General features: G+C 54.9%; 23 protein-coding genes and 1 tRNA gene. 10 read left to right on the top strand and 14 right to left on the bottom strand.

Annotated elements, in window-relative coordinates:
• Positions 1-26: 26 nt before the first annotated feature.
• The 7 genes from ACR6JA_RS11105 to ccmA are packed head-to-tail and all read right to left on the bottom strand — an operon-like array spanning position 27 to position 5,252.
• Positions 27-584, bottom strand: a complete 558-nt coding sequence (locus tag ACR6JA_RS11105) for a DsbE family thiol:disulfide interchange protein (protein ID WP_494492765.1) — start codon at positions 582-584, stop codon at positions 27-29.
• Positions 581-2,536 (bottom strand): heme lyase CcmF/NrfE family subunit, encoded by a 1,956-nt coding sequence (locus tag ACR6JA_RS11100; protein WP_494492764.1) that lies wholly within the window; start codon positions 2,534-2,536, stop codon positions 581-583. Before ACR6JA_RS11100 ends, ACR6JA_RS11105 begins: the two co-directional genes overlap by 4 nt.
• Positions 2,533-3,012 carry a cytochrome c maturation protein CcmE gene (gene ccmE, locus ACR6JA_RS11095; RefSeq protein WP_494492763.1) on the bottom strand — a complete coding sequence of 160 codons (480 nt, stop codon included), beginning with the start codon at positions 3,010-3,012 and terminating at the stop codon, positions 2,533-2,535. Before ccmE ends, ACR6JA_RS11100 begins: the two co-directional genes overlap by 4 nt.
• Entirely contained in the window at positions 3,013-3,225 is a 213-nt protein-coding gene (gene ccmD / locus ACR6JA_RS11090) for a heme exporter protein CcmD (RefSeq protein WP_213712871.1), read from the bottom strand.
• Positions 3,222-3,962 (bottom strand): heme ABC transporter permease, encoded by a 741-nt coding sequence (locus tag ACR6JA_RS11085; protein ID WP_213712873.1) that lies wholly within the window; start codon positions 3,960-3,962, stop codon positions 3,222-3,224. Before ACR6JA_RS11085 ends, ccmD begins: the two co-directional genes overlap by 4 nt.
• Positions 3,963-3,991: 29 nt before the next feature.
• Positions 3,992-4,651, bottom strand: a complete 660-nt coding sequence (ccmB, locus tag ACR6JA_RS11080) for a heme exporter protein CcmB (RefSeq protein WP_213712875.1) — start codon at positions 4,649-4,651, stop codon at positions 3,992-3,994.
• Positions 4,644-5,252: a cytochrome c biogenesis heme-transporting ATPase CcmA gene (ccmA, locus tag ACR6JA_RS11075; RefSeq protein ID WP_494492762.1), complete on the bottom strand. Its 609-nt coding sequence runs from the start codon at positions 5,250-5,252 to the stop codon at positions 4,644-4,646. The genes ccmB and ccmA overlap by 8 nt, the downstream gene beginning before the upstream one ends.
• 203 nt (positions 5,253-5,455) lie before the next feature.
• Between ccmA and ACR6JA_RS11070 the strand changes: the two genes are divergently transcribed.
• From ACR6JA_RS11070 to ACR6JA_RS11060, 3 genes are all read left to right on the top strand, one after another.
• Positions 5,456-6,397, top strand: coding sequence for a formate/nitrite transporter family protein (locus ACR6JA_RS11070; protein ID WP_494492761.1), 942 nt, complete (start codon positions 5,456-5,458; stop codon positions 6,395-6,397).
• A 75-nt stretch (positions 6,398-6,472) separates the two neighbouring features.
• Positions 6,473-6,547: transfer RNA gene (locus tag ACR6JA_RS11065), tRNA-Arg, on the top strand.
• A gap of 156 nt (positions 6,548-6,703) precedes the next feature.
• Positions 6,704-7,243, top strand: coding sequence for a DUF2058 domain-containing protein (locus tag ACR6JA_RS11060; RefSeq protein ID WP_494492760.1), 540 nt, complete (start codon positions 6,704-6,706; stop codon positions 7,241-7,243).
• Positions 7,244-7,320: 77 nt separating this feature from the next.
• Here the strand turns inward: ACR6JA_RS11060 and ACR6JA_RS11055 are convergent, their stop codons facing one another.
• Both ACR6JA_RS11055 and ACR6JA_RS11050 read right to left on the bottom strand, forming a co-directional pair.
• Positions 7,321-8,031, bottom strand: coding sequence for a YnfC family lipoprotein (locus ACR6JA_RS11055; RefSeq protein ID WP_494492759.1), 711 nt, complete (start codon positions 8,029-8,031; stop codon positions 7,321-7,323).
• A gap of 286 nt (positions 8,032-8,317) precedes the next feature.
• Entirely contained in the window at positions 8,318-9,586 is a 1,269-nt protein-coding gene (locus tag ACR6JA_RS11050) for a hypothetical protein (protein ID WP_494492758.1), read from the bottom strand.
• A gap of 348 nt (positions 9,587-9,934) precedes the next feature.
• On the opposite strand from ACR6JA_RS11050, the gene ACR6JA_RS11045 reads away from it, so the two are divergent.
• Positions 9,935-10,558 (top strand): NUDIX hydrolase, encoded by a 624-nt coding sequence (locus ACR6JA_RS11045; protein WP_494492757.1) that lies wholly within the window; start codon positions 9,935-9,937, stop codon positions 10,556-10,558.
• A 77-nt stretch (positions 10,559-10,635) separates the two neighbouring features.
• Here the strand turns inward: ACR6JA_RS11045 and ACR6JA_RS11040 are convergent, their stop codons facing one another.
• Both ACR6JA_RS11040 and ACR6JA_RS11035 read right to left on the bottom strand, forming a co-directional pair.
• Positions 10,636-10,863, bottom strand: coding sequence for a hypothetical protein (locus tag ACR6JA_RS11040; RefSeq protein ID WP_071842849.1), 228 nt, complete (start codon positions 10,861-10,863; stop codon positions 10,636-10,638).
• 232 nt (positions 10,864-11,095) lie between these two features.
• Positions 11,096-11,572, bottom strand: a complete 477-nt coding sequence (locus ACR6JA_RS11035) for a GNAT family N-acetyltransferase (RefSeq protein WP_166872092.1) — start codon at positions 11,570-11,572, stop codon at positions 11,096-11,098.
• A gap of 92 nt (positions 11,573-11,664) precedes the next feature.
• On the opposite strand from ACR6JA_RS11035, the gene ACR6JA_RS11030 reads away from it, so the two are divergent.
• Positions 11,665-12,597, top strand: coding sequence for a LysR family transcriptional regulator (locus ACR6JA_RS11030; protein ID WP_213712890.1), 933 nt, complete (start codon positions 11,665-11,667; stop codon positions 12,595-12,597).
• Positions 12,598-12,616: 19 nt separating this feature from the next.
• On the opposite strand, the gene ACR6JA_RS11025 is transcribed toward ACR6JA_RS11030, so the two are convergent.
• Complete coding sequence (locus ACR6JA_RS11025; protein WP_494492756.1) at positions 12,617-13,492, bottom strand: LysR family transcriptional regulator; 876 nt, start codon at positions 13,490-13,492, stop codon at positions 12,617-12,619.
• Positions 13,493-13,621: 129 nt separating this feature from the next.
• Between ACR6JA_RS11025 and gstA the strand changes: the two genes are divergently transcribed.
• Positions 13,622-14,227, top strand: a complete 606-nt coding sequence (gene gstA, locus ACR6JA_RS11020) for a glutathione transferase GstA (RefSeq protein ID WP_494492755.1) — start codon at positions 13,622-13,624, stop codon at positions 14,225-14,227.
• 27 nt (positions 14,228-14,254) lie between these two features.
• Here gstA and ACR6JA_RS11015 read toward each other — a convergent pair whose 3' ends face one another.
• On the bottom strand, positions 14,255-15,055 hold the full coding sequence (locus ACR6JA_RS11015; RefSeq protein ID WP_494493245.1) for an AraC family transcriptional regulator: 801 nt from the start codon (positions 15,053-15,055) through the stop codon (positions 14,255-14,257).
• Positions 15,056-15,133: 78 nt separating this feature from the next.
• Between ACR6JA_RS11015 and ACR6JA_RS11010 the strand changes: the two genes are divergently transcribed.
• From ACR6JA_RS11010 to ACR6JA_RS10995, 4 genes are all read left to right on the top strand, one after another.
• On the top strand, positions 15,134-17,149 hold the full coding sequence (locus tag ACR6JA_RS11010) for an FUSC family protein (RefSeq protein ID WP_494492754.1): 2,016 nt from the start codon (positions 15,134-15,136) through the stop codon (positions 17,147-17,149).
• Positions 17,139-17,354, top strand: a complete 216-nt coding sequence (locus ACR6JA_RS11005) for a DUF1656 domain-containing protein (protein WP_213712898.1) — start codon at positions 17,139-17,141, stop codon at positions 17,352-17,354. The genes ACR6JA_RS11010 and ACR6JA_RS11005 overlap by 11 nt, the downstream gene beginning before the upstream one ends.
• Complete coding sequence (locus ACR6JA_RS11000) at positions 17,351-18,214, top strand: efflux RND transporter periplasmic adaptor subunit (protein WP_494492753.1); 864 nt, start codon at positions 17,351-17,353, stop codon at positions 18,212-18,214. Before ACR6JA_RS11005 ends, ACR6JA_RS11000 begins: the two co-directional genes overlap by 4 nt.
• 62 nt (positions 18,215-18,276) lie before the next feature.
• Complete coding sequence (locus ACR6JA_RS10995) at positions 18,277-18,522, top strand: DUF2543 family protein (protein WP_494492752.1); 246 nt, start codon at positions 18,277-18,279, stop codon at positions 18,520-18,522.
• A gap of 24 nt (positions 18,523-18,546) precedes the next feature.
• Here ACR6JA_RS10995 and ACR6JA_RS10990 read toward each other — a convergent pair whose 3' ends face one another.
• The gene (locus ACR6JA_RS10990; RefSeq protein ID WP_494492751.1) at positions 18,547-19,245 is read right to left on the bottom strand and encodes an RluA family pseudouridine synthase; all 699 of its coding nucleotides are present in this window, start codon (positions 19,243-19,245) and stop codon (positions 18,547-18,549) included.
• Positions 19,246-19,295: the final 50 nt, after the last annotated feature.

Here is a 19,295-nt window from a genome sequence, read left to right as displayed (position 1 = left end):
GCCGACAAGCAAGAAAAATACGCGTATCATGAGCCCGCCTCCTGGCTGTATTTCTCCCAAAGCGGCTTCAGCTCCTGCTGCCAGACGCGATCGTTCAGATCGCCCGCGTGGCGGTAGCGGATGATCCCCTTGCCGTCGATCAGGAAGGTTTCCGGCGCGCCGTACACGCCGAGATCCAGCCCCAGCATGCCGTTGCCGTCAAACAGGCTTAGCCTGTACGGGTTACCGAGATCGCGTAGCCAGGTAATCGCTTTATGGCGATCGTCTTTATAGTTCATGCCGACGACGCGGACGCCCTGCGCGGCAAGCCCGTTAAGAAACTTGTGCTCGGCGCGGCAGGTTGGGCACCAGGTCGCCCAGACATTCAGCAGCAGCGGCTTGCCGTCCGCCAGCACTTCCCGCCCCCACTCTTTACCCGGCACATCGAGCGATTCCAGACGAAACACCGGCACAGGCTTACCAATCAATGCCGACTCCAGATCCGTGGGCGCTTCGCCCTGGGCATTACGCGCCAGCTGCCAGAGCAGCAGCGAGGCCAGCAGCAGAAACAGCGCCAGCGGAATAAAAAGATAGCGGCGCTTCATGCTGCGGCCTCCGGCTTAACTTTACGGCTGCGATAACGCGGGTCGCACAGGCAGCAAAGCCCGCCGAGGGCCATCAGCAGCCCGCCCGCCCAAATCCAGCGCACGAAAGGTTTGTAATACAGACGCACCGCCCAGCTGCCATCGTCCAGCTCTTCGCCCAGCGCGGCATAAAGGTCACGGGTGAAACCACCGTCGATGGCCGCCTCGGTCATCATCGCCCGGTTGCTGTTATAGAAACGCTTTTCGGCGTGCAGCGTTGCTTCCGGTTTGCCGTTATGTGTGACGTCAATCACGCCCACACCGCCGCGGTAGTTAGGGCCGGTGATGTCCCGCACTTCCCGGAAGACAAAGTGGTACTGATGAATATCAATGCTGTCGCCGGACTTCATGCGCACGTCGCGCTCGACGCTGTAGCTCTGGCTAAAGGCGATGCCGACCACCGTCACCGCCAGGCCCAAATGCGCGGAAACCATCCCCCAGTGGCTGGCAGGAATTTTGCGTAACCCATCCCAGAAGCCGTGGCGATGCGTGGCGCGTTGATAAACCTCCATCAGCGCCAGCACAAAGACCCAGACGGCCATCAGCAGGCCGACCACCGTCATCGCCTCTACGCGATCCTGCATCAGCCACGGTAAAAGCAGCGACAGAATCAGCGTGATAACCACCGCCGCCAGCAGATGCTTGCGCAGCTTGCCCGGCTCGTCGCGCCGCCAGCGAACCAGCGGCCCAATGCCGAGCATCAGCGCAAACGGGGCCATCAACGCAGTAAACATCGTATTGAAGAACGGCTCCCCGATGGAAATGCTGCCGAGGCCAAGCTGCTTATGCACCAGCGGCAGCAGCGTGCCCAGCAGAACCACCAGCATGGCGGCAATCAGCAGGATGTTGTTGCCGAGCAGGAAAGACTCGCGCGACCAGAGATCGTTGCTCACGCGGGAGCGTACTTTGCTGCCTTTGACCGCATACAGCAGCAGCGAACCGCCGATAACTACCACCAGGAAAGCCAGAATAAACATGCCGCGCGCCGGATCGGACGCGAAGGAATGCACCGACACCAGCACGCCGGAGCGAACCAGGAACGTCCCCAGCAGGCAAAGCGAAAAGGCGCTTATCGCCAACAGCACCGTCCAGGCTTTAAAACTGCCGCGTTTTTCGGTAACGGAAAGCGAGTGGATAAGCGCAGTGCCCGCCAGCCACGGCATAAACGAGGCGTTTTCTACCGGGTCCCAGAACCACCAGCCGCCCCAGCCCAGTTCGTAATAAGCCCACGCCGAACCCAGCACAATCCCCACGGTCAGGAAAGCCCAGGCCGCCAGCGTCCACGGGCGAGTCCAGCGCGCCCAGGCGCTGTCCAGCCTGCCGCCCAGCAGTGCCGCAATCGAGAAAGCAAACGCCACAGAAAAACCTACATACCCCATATACAGCAGCGGCGGGTGCAGAATCAGGCCGATGTCCTGCAGCAGCGGATTTAAATCTCGCCCTTCCAGCGGGTAGTCCGGCAGCGTGCGGATAAACGGATTGGAGGTGAAAATAATAAACAGCAGGAAGCCGAAATTAATCATACCCATGACAGCCAGCACGCGGGCGTGGTCTTCTTTCGGCATGCTGCGTCCGGTGAGAGCAACGGCAAACGTCCAGCCGCTCATCATCAGCACCCACAGCATCAATGACCCTTCGTGCGCCCCCCAGGTGGCCGCCACGCGATACCAGACCGGCAGCTCCGTATTCGAGTTGTTGGCGACGTAAAGCACGCTGAAGTCGTTCACCACGAAGGCGTTAACCAGTATCAGGAATGATGCGCAAAGGGTGATAAACAACGCCCAGCTAAACGGCCGCGCGGAGGCCATCAGCCGCTTGTCACCGCGCGCCACGCCCCAGAGTGGATAAACGCTTAATAGCAAAGACCAACCGAGCGCCAGGCTTAGCAGGAACCCACCGATTTCCGGCATCATGAGGCGTTATCCTTATACACTTCCGGGGCATGCTGGTGATTTTGCTCCATCGCCGCTTTCACCTCCGGCGGCGTGTAGTTTTCATCGTGTTTCGCTAGCACTTCTTTAGCGTGGATAAGCGTGGCACCTTCCATCACGCCCTGGGCAACCACGCCCTGCCCCTCGCGGAACAGATCCGGCAGAATGCCCTCGTAGGTCACATCCACCACGCCACGCGCGTCATACAGCTTGAAGCTGACCTTCAGGCTTTGGCTGTCGCGCTTCACGCTGCCCGGCATCACCATGCCGCCGATCCTCAGGCGCTGCCCGGTTTCCGGCATTAAATGGCTTTCGCCTTTGCCGTAGATAATTTCGCCAGGGGTATAAAAGAGGTCGATATTGCTGCGTAGGGCGTACAGCACAAGCGTTATTGTCAGCCCAAGACCTGCCAGCACCGCCACGGCCAGATAAAGCCGGTTTTTACGACGCGGATTCACTTAAACTTCCTCCTGGCGTTGGCGAGCGACACGAATACGCTGCTCTCTGGCCTGCTGGCGCGCCACCGCCCGCAGAATGGCGCGGTGCTGGTAGCGGGTATGAAAAATCAGCCCAATCAGCGGCAGAAGCGTAAAAGCCACCGCCAGCCAAACGTAAAAGGCGTAGCCGCCCATGGCGAAAAACTCGCCCCAGTGTGTAAACGCCCACGTCATGATTTTGCTCCTTTGCCGTTAGCAAGCGCTAACACCCACGGACGGCGGCTTTCCTGTAACAGCAGCAGGTTACGCAGGCGCATCAGGGTGAGCGTGATAAACAGCGCGAGGAAGCCGAAGATAGTCCAACGCAGCGGCGTACGCATGGAAGGGTCGATGGACTGCTGCATATTGGTCGAGCCCTGATGCAGCGTGTTCCACCACTCCACCGAGAAGTGAATAATCGGCAGGTTCACCACGCCGACCAGCACCAGAATCCCGGCGGCACGGCCCGCAAGACGACGATCGTCAAACGCACTGTACAGCGCGATGGCCCCCACGTAGAGGAACAGCAGCACCAGTTCGGAGGTCAGCCTTGCGTCCCAAATCCACCATGTGCCCCACATTGGCTTCCCCCAGGCAGAGCCGGTGACCAAGGCGATAAAGGTAAATGCCGCCCCGACGGGGGCCATCGCCATCACCGCCAGATCGGCGGTTTTTATCTGCCACACCAGGCCAATAAAGGCGGCAATCGCCATGCTGGCGTAAATGCCCATAGACCACATCGCCGCCGGGACGTGAAGGTACATGATCCGGTAGCTTTGCCCCTGTTGGTAGTCCGCCGGGGCGATACCAAAGCCCCAGACGAAACCGACCACCAGCAGCACCGCGCTGAGGATAGCCAGCCAGGGCAGCAGGCGGCCACAAAAGTGGTAAAGCCGCTCGGGTTTAGCCAGCTGATGTAATGTTTTCCACATAGGTTTTGCTCACAAAACAAAAAATAAAGTTATGAAACGCTTACCCGCAGCGCCGCCGCCGTAGCGAACGGGCTTAGCGTGGCGCTGCCGGCCAGCAGCGCGCCAAGAATTGCCATATAGCCCTCCACCGGCAGATGCATCGAGGCGGCATCCATCGCGGCGGTGGCAAAAATTAAAAGCGGGATAGTCAGCGGCAACACCAGCAGGCTGAGCAGCACCCCGCCCCGCTTCAGACCAACCGTTAACCCCACGCCGGGCGCGCCGAGAAAGCTCAGCGTCGGCGTCCCCAGCAGCAACGTGGTGGCCATCACCTGCCAGCCATAAAAATCCAGCCCGAGCAGCAGGGCCGCCAGCGGCGAAAGCAATAACAACGGCAGCCCAGTCACCACCCAGTGAGCGGTCACTTTCGCCAGCACCACCAGCGGCAAAGGCACCGGCAGCAGCATCAGCTGTTCCAGCGAGCCGTCCTGAAAGTCATCCCGAAACAGCCTGTCCATCGCCATTAAAGAGGCCAGCAAAGCCGCTACCCAGATAACGCCCGGCGCAATGCGCGCCAGCAGCTGCGGCTCCGGGCCAATGCCGAGCGGAAACAGGGTTATCACAATCAGGAAGAACCACAGCGGGTTGGCGATTTCAGCCCCACGGCGAAATACCACCTGCAGTTCGCGCCAGAAAATGCGCCTAATCATAAACAGCTTCCTGCAAATGAATCTGCCGTATAGCGCAACTTAGCGGCTGATGGCTGGTGAGAATAACCATCCCGCCAGCTTCGGCGTGCTGCTGCAGGCGCCGGGTCAAGCCGTCAATGCCGGCGGCGTCCAGGGCGGTAAACGGTTCATCCAGAAGCCATAGCTTTGCCGTGGAAAGCCAGAGACGAGCGAGCGCGGCGCGGCGCTGCTGTCCGGCGGAAAGCTGGTTGACGGGTAAATCTTCGAAGCCGAGCAGCCCGGTTTGCGCGAGCGCAGCCCATAGCTGTTCTTCAGCTACATCGGCATGAAAAAAGGTGAGGTTTTCAAAAGGGGTGAGAACGGATTTGATCCCCGGCTGATGGCCAATCCACAACAGGTCGCCGTGGAAATTATCGCGCTGGCGGTACAGTGGCTGATTTTGCCAGAAGACTTCGCCCTCATCGGCCTGCGCCAGCCCGCCCAGAATACGTAAAAGCGTGGTTTTCCCCGCGCCGTTTTTGCCCGCCACCTGCACCATTTCTCCCGGCTCAACGCTAAACGACAGCGCGTTGAACAGCGTGCGATCGTCACGCTGGCAGGTCAGTTGTCGGGCTTCTAGCATCAGGAGGCGCTCCTTGTCTCGGGTGACGCTAAGCATATCATATCGCCCTGTTTTCTTCAGGTTACCCCCAACGCCTTCGGCTACTCCATTAGGGTTAATTGGCTTATTCAGATCAAAACCGGGGCGATTATTCCCATTCGCCAAAAACGCGGGATAAAAACCGCTACGCTTAAGTGAACACTTTCTGACCTGGAACCGCCCTGATGGACAAGATCGAGCCCGATGAAATAGCTAAGACCGATGAGCTGGCAGTGGACAGCGATGAGAAGTCGAGCGGCAAGAAAATAGAACTGGACGAGGATCGTCTGCCCTCCGGCGCGATGGCGATTCACGAGCACATTCGCCAGGACGGGCAAAAAGAGCTGGAGCGCGACGGCATGGCGCTGTTCTGGTCTGCCGTGGCGGCGGGTTTGTCGATTGGCGCCTCGCTGCTGGCGAAAGGGATTTTTCACGTTAACCTGGTCGGCATACCCGGCAATTTTCTGCTGGAAAATCTTGGCTACACCTTCGGTTTTATCATCGTCATTATGGCGCGCCAGCAGCTGTTTACCGAAAACACCGTTACCGCCGTGCTGCCGGTGATGCAGCACCCGACCACCAGCAATTTCGGGCTGCTGATGCGGCTGTGGGGCATTGTGCTGTTCGGGAATATCGTCGGCACCGCGCTGGCGGCGCTGGCCTTTGAATTTATGCCGATATTCGACGAAGCCACTCGCAAAGCCTTCGACGACATCGGCATGAAGGTGATGGCGAACCCGCCCGGCGAGATGTTTGCTAACGCCATTATCTCCGGTTGGATCATCGCCACCATGGTGTGGATGTTCCCTGCCGCAGGCTCAGCAAAAATCTTCGTTATCGTGCTGATGACCTGGCTGGTTGCGCTGGGTGATTTAACCCATATCGTGGTCGGCTCGGTCGAAATTCTTTATCTGGTGTTCAACGGCACGCTGCACTGGAGCGAGTTCTTCTGGCCGTTTGCTCTGCCCACTTTAGCCGGCAATATTTGTGGCGGAACGTTCATTTTCGCGCTGATCAGCCACGCACAGATCCGCAACGACATGAGCAATAAGAAGAAGGCCGAGGCGAAGCGGAAGCAGGAAGAACTGGACCGAAATTCAGCGAAGAGCGGAAAATGTGACGGGTAAATTGTTCATCTTCCAGGCAAACGGACCGCCAACCCCTTAACCTGCCTCGAAAAGCGGGTATACTACGCCCGCCGCGTTCCCTTAGTTAAATGGATATAACGAGCCCCTCCTAAGGGCTAGTTGCAGGTTCGATTCCTGCAGGGAACGCCATTAGATTTCACCTTTCTGCTCTCCGTCTCTTTCAAACTCGCCATTAAAAATATCCTATGCTATCAATGCATTGCGCTTTGCATATCCACAGCATGGAATCAGCGGAAGCATTAAGGATATAATCCCCTCAACGATCCCTCAGCCGTCGAAAAGAACATGACAAAACTTACGTTACAAGAGCAGATGCTCAAAGCAGGCCTGGTTAGCAGCAAAAAAGTGGCCAAAGTGCAGCGCACCGCAAAAAAATCACGCGTACAGGCTCGTGAAGCGCGGGAAGCCGTGGAAGCCAACAAACAGGCTCAGGTTGAGCGCGATAAAGAACTCAGCGAACAGCAAAAGCAGGCCACTTTAGCCAAAGAATATAAAGCGCAGATCAAACAGTTGATCGAAATGAACCGCATTGTTATTTCGAAGGGTGATATCGGCTATAACTTCACGGACAATAACTTAATTAAAAAAGTGTACGTCGATAAAGTGACCCAGGCTCAGTTGACCAAAGGCCGTCTGGCCATTGCCCGCTTGATTTCAGATAAAAATCCCGAAGGTGAATACGCCATTATTCCCGCAGGCGTTGCCGATAAAATTAAACAGCGTGATGCCAGCTTTATTGTGCTGAGCAGCGAACTGACTCCAGAAGCCAAAGACGAAGACGATCCGTATGCGGACTTCGTCGTACCTGACGATTTGATGTGGTAAGGATGTGTTGAGTTCAGGCGACCAGATATTACTGAGTCGCCTGAGTTCTGGCATCGGTTCGCCCATTTTTATTAGAATCAGAAATATTCTGTTTCGTGACTAGTCATCCACAACTGTGTTGCACCGTGATAATCATCCTTAACAGAGGATATCATCGAGCATTTGTCTGCATTACCATCATCGGTATAAGTACAGCTTTGCTTCACCCTGACGGTGAAGTACTGACTTTTTGATACTAGCTCCGAGTCCATGAATTGCGCGCTTCCTGATGGATAAAAAAAGCGATCGTCTCTTGGTTCATTGTAATCTCTTATACGCTCAGGGAATTGGCTATTGCGATACTCATATAGCGTTGCAACTTTGCCCGTATCTTTGTCCACCATTTTTTCAAGCAAACCGTGCACATTATAAGTGAGAGTATATTTTCCCTGATCATTCTCAAGCTCAGTTATTTCGCAGCTCTTATTAACCTTTCCAGTAATACTCTGACCTTCAAAAGAGCTTAGTACTCCATCTTTATTGGCTACATGGAAAATTCGACCATTGACCATATCAACCATATTGATATTAGTGAAACACCCGCTGCGATCGTACTTAACCTCCGTCATCACCAGAAGTTTTCCTTGCTCATCTCTAATCGACTGAACACTATGCTTTACGTGACCGGTAGTTGGATTATGATCAAACAAAAGAGCAGCATTTAAAACAGCCGGTTTGAATTGAGTCAATGCATCGACATTAAATGACACTGCCAAAACTGATAAGATAAATAACGTTCTTGCCTTCATTTGTCATTCCTTTTTTAGTAGTATTGCCCCCTGGGTGACAGGGTTATTATTTAATTTCCGAAAAGCTACTGTGCGCGAAGTAGTAATTTAAAAAAGTTATAAACCTATCATTGCTGTATAAACGATTGTGCCTATACAGTGACCTTATTCTTTTTACGTTTAATCATGAATATGAATAAACCACTTAATCTGCGGCCAGAGTCACATCAGCAGACCAGGCTGAGTTGCAGCATCCGTGAGAAGAGAATGCTGCTGTCAGATATGAAATGCTGGAAATGACGCTAAACTACCGCACCACCTTCACATCGCTATAGATAAACCGCTTCGCCTCACCCTTCTCCTGATAACCAAAGCGAATAAACATGCGCAGGTCTTCAAAATAGGCATAGTCACCGCTGGCTTCTTTGCCGTCGCCGAGATCCTGTTTACAGATTAACTCCAGGTAGCGGCCAGGGAAATTAGGATGAATATCGGCAGCATTTTGCCATTCTTTACCGGCCACGCAGGTCTGGCTTAGCGTTTGCTCTGTATCAGGCTTATCCTGGTTGTAAACTTGGCTGCGTGAGGAATAAGTTTTGCCCGGTTTCACCGGGAGCGTGAAATTGCTCTCCAGATTTTTGCTAACCCACGGTGCTTCGGACATGGTTTCCCACTTTTTCACATCCACCATGTTAAACAAGCGCTGATACTGGGAATAGAAATCGGCATTGCCGAGGCTAATCTTCGTCACGGTGAGCGTCGTGCCGTCCGGCTGAGCATCGACTTTTGCCCTAAGCGTAAGGCCGTCTCCTTCCTGGCTTACCTGAGTAAAACTTATCGAGCGAAAAGCCGGTTTTTGCTGCGGATCGGTAAAGATTTTATCAATAGCATTTGTCACCTGCGCCGGAAGGGCAAACCGCTGCAATGCCGCCGGGGTGTTATTGTCTAAATCCGGCTTAGCGGGCGTGGTATCGGCCGCCTCTTTGTCACGACGGACAAGCGCGCCCGTGCCTTTGTAGCTCGACAGATTGCTGACGCCACAAAGCGTTTTTGCAACGCTTGCAGTTTCCGGCGAGAGGACTTTATTTTCCCCAGCTGAGGTGTCCGTTGCCATTCCCTGGTTATCCAGCGAGAAAGTACGGGTTGCGATGCCCTCCGCTTTTACGCAGTTGAAGACCACATCCTCGATTTTTACCGAGTAAGGCGCACCGTATTTTTCTTCGTGATAGATTTTGTCGAAGTCTGTCGCCAGACGGGCTTTCAGTATTGCCCCTTCACGCTGGCTGTTAGAGACATCAACAAACCGCTTTTCACCGTTCTGACTCGCGGAAGGGACACCGGCCCACTTCGCTTCCGGCACATTCTGCTTACAGAGATCCAGCCCTGGCGTGGTCATAAACGGACTGTCCGCATCCGGCTCGAATGCCGTCCCCGGCGTATAGCGGTTGATGGAGCTGACCGCGTAGACGCGCAAACTTTTATTCGCCTGCGCATTAATAAACAGCAGCGTTTTATCATCGGTCCGGCAGTCGGTGTATATCCAGACTTCGCTGCTCAGCCCTGCCATAGTCGTCACGCGATAAGCCGTATTGATCCCAGGCCCTAAGCGTACGGTCGTACCGGGCACTACTTCGATGCTTTTAACAGGCGCTGGTTCGGGCAAGTTTATGGCGAGAGCTGGTGAGGTGAGCGTAAGTCCCAAAATTAGCGAAGCAGTCCATTTCATGGCAAGTCGTTATTCATCATTATCCGAAAGTAGACCCAGAATAGCGCAAAGATCCTCAACAAGATAATGCCAGAAATGAGGGGGTTAGCCGGAAACTGCCTCGCGAAACCTGCTCTACTCACATTTTAATCCATTGATTTTACTGCTACGGTTGTGCACTGACTGAGTTTTTCTTTCTGCACAACACAGGTGAAAACAATGCCGGACGCCATCAAAGAGACCGATATCCACACAGTCGCTCAGAAACTCAATGCTATCGCCCAGAACGGGCTGACATACGCCAAAGATGTGTTTGACAAGGAACGTTACGAAACCCTCCGTCACATCGCCGAAGACCTGCTCCGTTCCCGTTTCAACATTGATGCAGAAACCTTAAATCCTGTTTCGGAATCCGGGTACGCCACGCCAAAAACCGACGTTCGCGCTTTTGTCATTCGCAACGGCAAAGTGCTGATGGTCAAAGAAGCGGACGATGGGAAGTGGAGCTTACCCGGCGGCTGGGCCGATGTGGGCGATACCCCGTCCGCTGCCGTCTGCCGGGAAGTAAGGGAAGAAACCGGGCTGGAAGTGAAGGTGACCAAACTGTTGGGCGTGTGGGACCGCAACCTGCACGGTCATCCCCCATTGCCCTGGCACGTCTACAAGATCATTTTTCTGTGTGAAGAAACCGGCGGCAACCTTGCTATTAGCCATGAATCTACCGATATCGGCTTCTTCGCCATTGACGATCTGCCGGAGCTGTCGTTGACGCGCATCGTCCCGGAAGAGCTGATTGTCAGCATGGAAATTGCCACCAGCGATCGACAACCGTGGTATGACTAGCGGATTGACGCGAGCAAACAGGCAGCTTCAGGCCCGCAATCATGACGATAAACAGGGCCTGAAACAGTAAGATCGGATTATAAATTCGCGCTACGCAAAGCGGTGCAAAATGCGCAGTTGCAGCCCGCAATCGGGATAATTTTGGTGATGTCGTAATTGGCTTCGGAAGGAATCGCATGCCCATTGGCGGCGCTATTGTTCACGCTCGCCGTCTGCTCAGGGTGAACAGAAGAATTGGAAACAAATGCTGCGGCATGGAAGGATGTTGCCAACAGCGTTGCACCGACGATACTTAATACTTTCATTTTGTCACCCACGCTAAAAACCAGACAATCACTCTAACGTGGGCAGATTTTGAACACCAGATGCCACAGCTGAAATAAAGTGTGCATATTTATGTCTAAACACCCAGCCCTGCATAATGCCAATTAATATTATTAATAACTTACCATAAAAACAACCCATCACATTTCTGCACATAAGCGCTATCAGCTGCGTAAATCCCGCCGCAGCGGGAGTTTTAATATCATGCTGTTTTTATTCGGCAAATTTCAATAATGCTTCACCATCCAGGCGGTAACGAACCCATTCCGATTGCGGTAATGCCCCGATACTCAGATAAAAATCAATCGCGGGCTGGTTCCAGTCCAGGACAGACCATTCCAGGCGGCCACACTGTCGCTGCACCGCACACTGCGCGATATATTTCAGTAACGATCTTCCCGCTCCCCTGCCGCGATACTCAGGAGAGATATATAAATCCTCCATGTAGATACCGTTCCTCCCAAGCCAGGTCGAGTAGCTGGTGAAGAAAACGGCGTAACCGATAATTTTGCCTTCTGTCTCGCAGATCAACGCTTCAGTTTTACTACCGGCGTCAAACAGCGTCGCCCGGATCTCCTCTGGCGTGGTGATCACTTCCTGCGGGGCTTTTTCATACACGGCCAGCTCATAGATCATGTCGTAAATAGCCTGAGCGTCTTCCGGGCGGGCCTGACGAATCGTCATACTCATTGGTTTTCCTGTTATTTCTGGATGGCGTTAACGTTGCTGGCCCCAAGCATAAAGGTTATTGTCAGGCGAATTAAGTGCAATGAAATCACCAGATGATGAATATTATGCATCCAACCTTAAGGCGACTGGATTTAAACCTTCTGCCTGTTTTTGACGCAATTTATCGCCATCGTTCCGTCCGTCTGGCGGCGGATGAACTGGCGATGAGCACATCGGCGCTCAGCCACGCGCTGTCGAGACTGAGAGCCTCGCTCAATGACCCGCTGTTTTACCGGGAAGGGCACCGGATGTGCCCCAGCGTGTACGCCACGCAGCTCGCCCCTGCTATTGCTTCGGCGTTGAAATATCTGGATCACGAGCTGACTCAGCAGCCGGAGTTTGACGCATCCCAGACGACAGAGCGCCTGCAAATAGCGATTACGGATTTTACCGCTTTTTGCATTTTCCCTGCCCTGATGCACAAACTGCAGCACGAAGCGCCCGGCCTGAGCTTTGAGTTACTTTACTTGCCTCATACCCCGGCACTGACGGAGCTTCTGGCGGGCGAAGTGGATTTGGCGCTAGGGTTCAGTACGTCTGAAGACATCCGGCATCCAGAGCTGGAAGAAATCGGCTGGTTTACAGATGAGTATGTCGTCATAAGTCACCCAAGCCGGACACGGCTGACATTTGAGGATTATCTCGCCGCAAGGCACATCGTTGTCACGCCGTGGAATGAGAAACAAGGGGTGCTGGACAGGCAGCTTGAGCAAATGGGTTACACACGGCAAATAGCCATCAAGACGCCGTCGATGCTTAGCGCACCGTTTATCGTGGCAGAGAGCAATTTGCTAATGGCGCTGCCGCGCTTTGCCGCTGAAAAACTGATGCCGGCCACGAATATAAAGATTTTTGCATTACCGTTCGAAATACGTCCGTTTGAAATAAAAATTTATTCACACAAACGAAGCGGGAAGCGGAGCGCGACCAACTGGCTGAAATCGAGGCTGCAAACGCTGGCGAAGGAGATAAATACCGGGCAGTGAAAGCTGTTCGGCGTTTAGCTCATCCCGCTTTACGCAGTCGGGTTACCAGGGCCTGAACCGCCGGGGACGTTTTTCCTGCCGAAGAACAGACCAGGCCAAACTCACGATGCAGCCCCGGCGTCAGCGGCACCACGCACAGGCCGCGCGTATCTTCAGGCAGCGTGGACGCTGGCACTATCGCCACCCCCATGTCTTCGCGCACCAGCATACAGGCGCTGACCCAGTCCCGGACCGTGACGCGAACGTCAGATAAATGCAGCCCGGCCTCTGCCATTAAACTGCCGCCGTTTACCACACAGCCTCCAGTCGCCAGCACGAAGGGTTGCCCCGCCAACGCTTCAAGGGTTATTCCCCGGGATCTGGCCCCACGCGCCATAGCGTGGCTGGCAGGCAGCACCGCCATCCAGGCATCCTGCCCGAGAATAACGTCAGCCCGGCCGGGAACAGGGTTCATCACCACGCCCAGTTCGACGGTATCTTCAGCAATCCACTGCTCGACTTCTTCATCGATGCCTTCGAGCACGACGACCTCAATGCCGGGATGCAAACGCCTGAAGTCCCGCAGCAGGCCGGGCAATAGCGTCGATGTCACCGACGGAAAACTGCCCAAACGAATACGGCTCCCGCTTAAGTCCCGGCAAGTTTCGGTCAGCGATCGGATTGCCTCGAGGTGCCGCTGCATACTCCTGGCATGAGAGATAACCTGCTCCCCCAGCGCGGTAACGCCAATGTTCCTGCGCTCACGGGTAAAAACCGCGAACCCCAGGGAAGCTTCCAGCTGCGCGATGGCCTGGCTGGCACCTGACTGGGTCATGCCCACTTCCTCCGCCGCACGAGAAATGTTGCGGGCATCGGCCACCGCGACCAGCAGTCGCCAGTGCAAAAGGTTCATCATCGTTATCAGTAGCTCAGCTAATAGTTAGTTAATGGATGATTAATTTTACAGAGATAACGGGCTAAATCATAGTGCATCCAGCGCCGGGTCAGGCGCTGTACACCTGTTTCCCCCATTTTCGGAGATGCCATGAAACTGTATTACGCCCCAAAAGCTTGCTCGCTCTCACCTCACATTGTCCTGCGTGAATTAGAGCTGGAATTCGAACTCATCAAAGTGGACAACAAAACTAAGCGCACCGCCGACGGACGAGACTTTTTCACCGTCACCCCCAAAGGCTATGTTGCCGCGCTGGAGCTGGACAACGGGGAGATCCTGACGGAAGGCACGGCTATCGTGCAGTACCTGGCCGATCTTCGCCCGGAAAAGGGGCTCGCGCCTCTGGCGGGAAGCTGGGCACGGGTAAGATTGCAGGAATGGCTGAACTTCATTACCAGCGAACTTCATGCCGCGTCTGCCCCGCTGTTCAACGCTTCGCTGCCGGAAGAGGTTAAAGCCATCTTCCGCGAAAAATTTTTCAAGCGGCTCGATTTTGTTCAGGACACACTCTCAAAGACGGTTTATCTGACCGGCTCCACTTTTAGCGTGGCTGATGCCTATCTTTATACCGTCCTGAGCTGGGGCAAAATGTTATCAATCGATTTAAACCAGTGGCCCGCTATTGCCAGCTATCTGGCCGCAATAAACGCGAGGCCAGCGGTGCAGGAAGCCCTGCGTGTGGAAGAAACTCACTGATTCTTTTCGGCGGGTTAACAGCCCGCCTCAGCCTGAAAGCCCTTCTGATTTTCGTTCTGCAAAATACTGTGCTGGCGTGCTGCCCATGGTCTTTTTAAACATGGTGATAAACGCATTCACGGATTCGTAGCCCAACTGCGCCGCTACGTTTTGCACAGCTACGCCGCTGGCCAGCTCCTTAAGCGCAATAATTAAATGGAGCTGTTGTCGCCAGCGGCCAAAAGTCAGCCCTGTCTCATGCACCATCAGCCGGGCCAGGGAGCGTTCACTGAGCGCCAGCCGTTTTGCCCATGCTTTTAAGGTGCTTCGGTCCTCAGGCTGACTGACCAGCGCGTCAGCCATTGCGCGTATTTTGGGATTAGCCGAAACGGGCAGGCTGAAATTCTGCTGCGGCATGGTAGCTAATTCATCGAGTGTTACTCTGGCAAGGCGGGCTGCGTGGCTGTCGGGGGCATATTCCTCGCTCTCGCTGGTTAAGCGCCCAACCAGGGCTTTGATCAGCGGGGAAATCGCTAAAGTGCAGCATTTCGCCGGCAGCGCAACGGCTCCCGGCTCTACGAACAAATAATCCAGATGTGCGTTCCAGGTCGCTTTGGCGCTGTGGGGAACACCATCGGGGATCCAAACCCCGCAATCGGGCGGGACTATCCATATCTCATTTTCAGCCCGGCAAACCACCGCCCCATAAAGCGCAATAATGAGCTGCCCCTTCCGGTGGACGTGAACCGGCACCTCCTCTCCGTAATCAACAAAATCGAGGCGGCGCGCTATCGCCGGGCTTTGCGCGGGATCGGGATCGTACAGGCTCGTGGCGGGCAGTGGCTTCATGCTGATTGGCAACATTTAGGGATTTTTTGACAGAATAGGATATTTAGCGATAGCTGTAACGCGGCAATAATGGCCGCCATGAACAAAATAAACGCCTGCCACCTTCCCCCTTTGTGGGGAAAGCATGTGGCCCCTGGTCTGGGGAATGACGCTAACGCCCTGCTTTATGCAGCCAAAAGCTTCGCGGCTGCCATGCTGGCGTATTACCTCGCTTTGTCTATCGGGCTGGGGACGCCTTCCTGGGCCATCGTTACCGTCTACATCGTTTCACAAACAACGGTGGGTGCCTCGCTGAGCAAAGGGGTTTATCGTCTGGCGGGCACGGTTGTTGGTGCCGCAGCGACCGTTTTAATCGTGCCGGCGTTTGTCAATATGCCGATTCTGTGCAGCGTGGTACTCAGCGGCTGGATCGCCCTGTGTCTTTATTTCTCGCTGCTTGAGCGCACACCCCGCGCCTACGCCTTTGTGTTAGCAGGCTACACGGCCAGCCTGATCGGCTTCCCAGCCCTGCACGACCCCGGTTCAATTTTCGATACGGCCATCACACGCGTGCAGGAGATTTCGCTGGGCATACTCTGCGCGAGCCTCGTTCACCGCTATGTTTTGCCGAAGCGAATCGCCGGGCTGTTTAACGCCAAAGTATTAGAAACGCTGAGCTCGGCGCGGCTGGCCGTGGCGACTTCATTGAGCGACGGGCCGTCTTCAGGCTTTAAACATCTGCACATGGCCCTGCCGCTTCAACTTTTGCAGAGCCTCAACCACCATGTTCCCTTTGACTTTGCCCTTTCCGCACCCATCGGCCAGGCCAGAAAAAAACTGCACGATAAGTTTGCTCGTCTGTTGGTGGTGAACAGCGAACTGAGCGAACGCCGGCAGATGATAAACGCACTGCATCCGCAGTTGCTGAGACTGGAGGAAAAAGTCCGAAGCTGGCTGAACGGTGAGCCTCAAATCACGGGCGAAGCGCTGGAAAAACAAAGCTCGGCGTTAGCGAAAATGTTATCTGCAGCAGCGCGCCGGCCAGAAGATATGCTGCAGGCGAGTTTTGCCGCCTACCTTTGTGAAGCCATCACTCTTCTGCTGCAGTGCGAGAGATTGTACCAGGCGCTCGCACAGTCACCCCAGGTGCTGGCAGACGAGCCGCCAGCCAAAGGCAATGTGCTGCATCGCGACGGTCTGGCCGCGGCTAAGACCGCGCTGGGCGCTTTCACTCTGGTATTGGTCGGATGCCTGGTGTGGATTTATTCTGCCTGGCCGGACGGGGCCACTGCGGTGTCGGTAATTGGGGTTTGCTGTACGTTGTTCAGCAGTTTCGATACGCCCGGGCCTCATCTCATTAAATATGTCATTGGTTCGCTCTACGGCGTGGCGATAAGCCTGCTCTACAGCTTTGCGATTTTGCCGCAAATCACCACATTTAGCGTGCTGGCCGCCGCGCTGGCACCCGTCTATTTGCTGGCAGGATCGCTGCAGGCCAGGCCCCCGACGACGTTTATGGCCATGGGCATCACGCTGACGCTCCCCATTCTATCCGGGCTTGGACCCCACTACGGCGGTGACTTCGCGGTAGCGCTTAACATCGCCACAGCTTTATTCATTGCGATCGGTTTTGCCGTGTTCGGCATGGGGCTGCTGCAAACCGTGCGGGCCGACGCGGCAATAAATCGCCTGCTTCAGCTATGCCGCCGCGACGTCAAACTCAGTGCCAAAGGCGCTTTCATCCCGGATGATGTCGCCTGGACAAACCTGATGATAGACAGAACGGCGTTACTGCTGCCGCGCCTGCAACGAAGCGAACAGTCCGCAGAGCAAATTCTTAACAAAATGCTGCATTACCTGCGTGCCGGGCTGGCCACAATGCACCTGAGACAGTTGCTGATTCACCTCCAGCGAGAAAGCGCCGCACAGGTTCATGAAGTGCTTGGCATGTTGTCCAGTGAATCAGACGTTCAAAAAATTCAGGCAAAGGTTTTATCGCTGATAAACGCGCATTTTCCGGCGTCGGATGCTCTGACCCGGCGGCTAAATTGCGGGCTAATAGATTTGTATTGTGCATTGAATATTTCAGGTAAGGAGGAAGTCGATGATCGGTGACGTGAATATTGGCGGCATTTATTTCCCCGCCCTGCTGGTCATCGCGCTCGTCGCGCTGCTCTGCACTCTTTTTCTACTTTCGTTACTGATGCGCAGCGGGGTTTACCGCCCCCTGCCCTGTCGGCCACTGATTGATTTCGCCGCTTATATTTTCACCGCATTCCTGATACTGCATGGGCTGAACGCTCAGGGGGTTATCGTATGAAATCGTTTTTGGCTCTGACCGGCCGCTACGCGCTGACGCTCATTGCGACTGCCGCGGCTCTGATTATCGCTTTTATGATGTGGAAACGTGAATCACAAATCCCCTGGACGAGGGATGGCCGGGTTCGCGCCGACGTGGTGCAGATTGCACCTGACGTCTCTGGCCCCGTGAGTAGCGTTGCCGTGAAGGACAACCAGTGGGTGAACCGCGGCGATATTCTCTACTCTATCGATCCGCGCTGGCTAAAACTTGCCGTCAGCAGCGCCCAGTCGGAAGTTGAAGTAAAGCGCCACGAAATGCTGATGCGCCAGGATTCTGCCGCGCGGCGCACGCAGCTGCAGAGCGTGATATCTAAAGAAGATTTACAGCAAACCCGCAGTGCGGCAAACGTGGCCGTCGCCAACTACCAGGGCGCACTGGCGGCACTGGAACTGGCACAGCTCAATTTGGCTCATGCCACCGTTAAAGCACCGGTGACGGGCTACGTGACGCATCTCAGGCTCAGCCCCGGCGACTACGCCACCGCAGGCATGACAAAAATAGCCATTATTGATGCCAAAAGCTTCTGGATTGTCGGTTATTTTGAGGAAACAAAGCTGCGGCACATTCGCGTGGGGAGCAGCGCGAAGATAGCGCTGATGGGCTTCGACGCAGTGATACCCGGCCACGTGGACAGCATCGGCCACGGCATCGGCGACAGCAACGATGAAACAGGCGACCTCGGCCTTCCGGACGTCAATCCTACCTTTAGTTGGGTACGTCTTGCGCAGCGGGTGCCGGTACGCATCCATATCGACAGGCTACCGGCAGGCGTTGAGTTAGTGGCAGGCTTATCCGCGAGTATTTCTGTCACGCCTTAGCGCGCTGAATCTGGCTGAACAGTGTTATCATCCCGGCCAGGCTAACAAACCCAGAGATGACCATGAACAACGAAATCGACCTGAAATATTACGACATCGCGGACGAGTACTCGACGGAATCGGCAAAGCCGGTTGCTGAGAATGAGCGTGATGCCGTGGCGCACTATTTCCAGCTGCTGATTACCCGCTTAATGAATAACGAGGAAATCAGCGAGGAAGCGCAGGGTGAGATGGCCGTTGAGGCTGGCCTTGTCGAACAGCGCATTGACGAAATCGCTGAGTTTCTGAATCAGTGGGGCAACGAGTAATGTCTGCCGCAACACGTTTCCCCGTCAGAATGGGCTGTCGCATCTGGCCGCCACCGGTTCGCCGCTGACGGGGTGAACAAAATGCAGTTCGCTGGCGTGCAGCATCAGCCGCGGCACTCGTTCAGTGCCCGGCAACACCAGCCCGCCATACAGATCGCAGCCCAGAATCGGGTGCCCAAGATATTGCGCATGGATGCGCAGTTGGTGGGTTCGTCCGGTTTCAGGCGCAAGCTGGACCCTCGTTAACGGCAGCCGAGCACCATTTTCAAGTTCCCGATAAATCCGCTCAATAACCTTGTAACGCGAGCGAGCAGGTTTGCCGCTGACGGCGCAAATCGACATCAGCGGAAACAGCGCCGGATCTTTGGCAATCGCCGCGTCGATCATTCCTTCCTCTTTTTCAAGATGCCCGCACAACAGCGCGGTATACGCCTTGGCAACCGAACGCTGGCTGAACTGCTGGCAGAGCAAAGCATTGATAGTCTTATTCAACGCAATCACCATCAGCCCGGAGGTGCCGAAATCCAGGCGATGCACCAGCGTGCAGCCTGGGAATATCTGCACCAACCGATGATGCACCGAGTCAAGATTCTGCGGGTTTTTCCCTGAAAGACTGAGCAAGCCGGAAGGTTTATTGATCAACGCCAGATGCTCGTCCTGATAAAGAATCTCTATCTCATCAAAGCAAGGCGGGGCAATAAAAGTATCAATAATCGTAGACATTGGGCTGCCCGGCTGGGAAGTGGAGCCGGATGATAGCGAATTTCACGAGG

The sequence above is a fragment of the Cedecea sp. B1(4) genome (assembly GCF_059414925.1).
The sequence above is the reverse complement of the archived record's forward strand: the minus strand, read 5'-3'. Positions and strand labels throughout refer to the sequence as shown.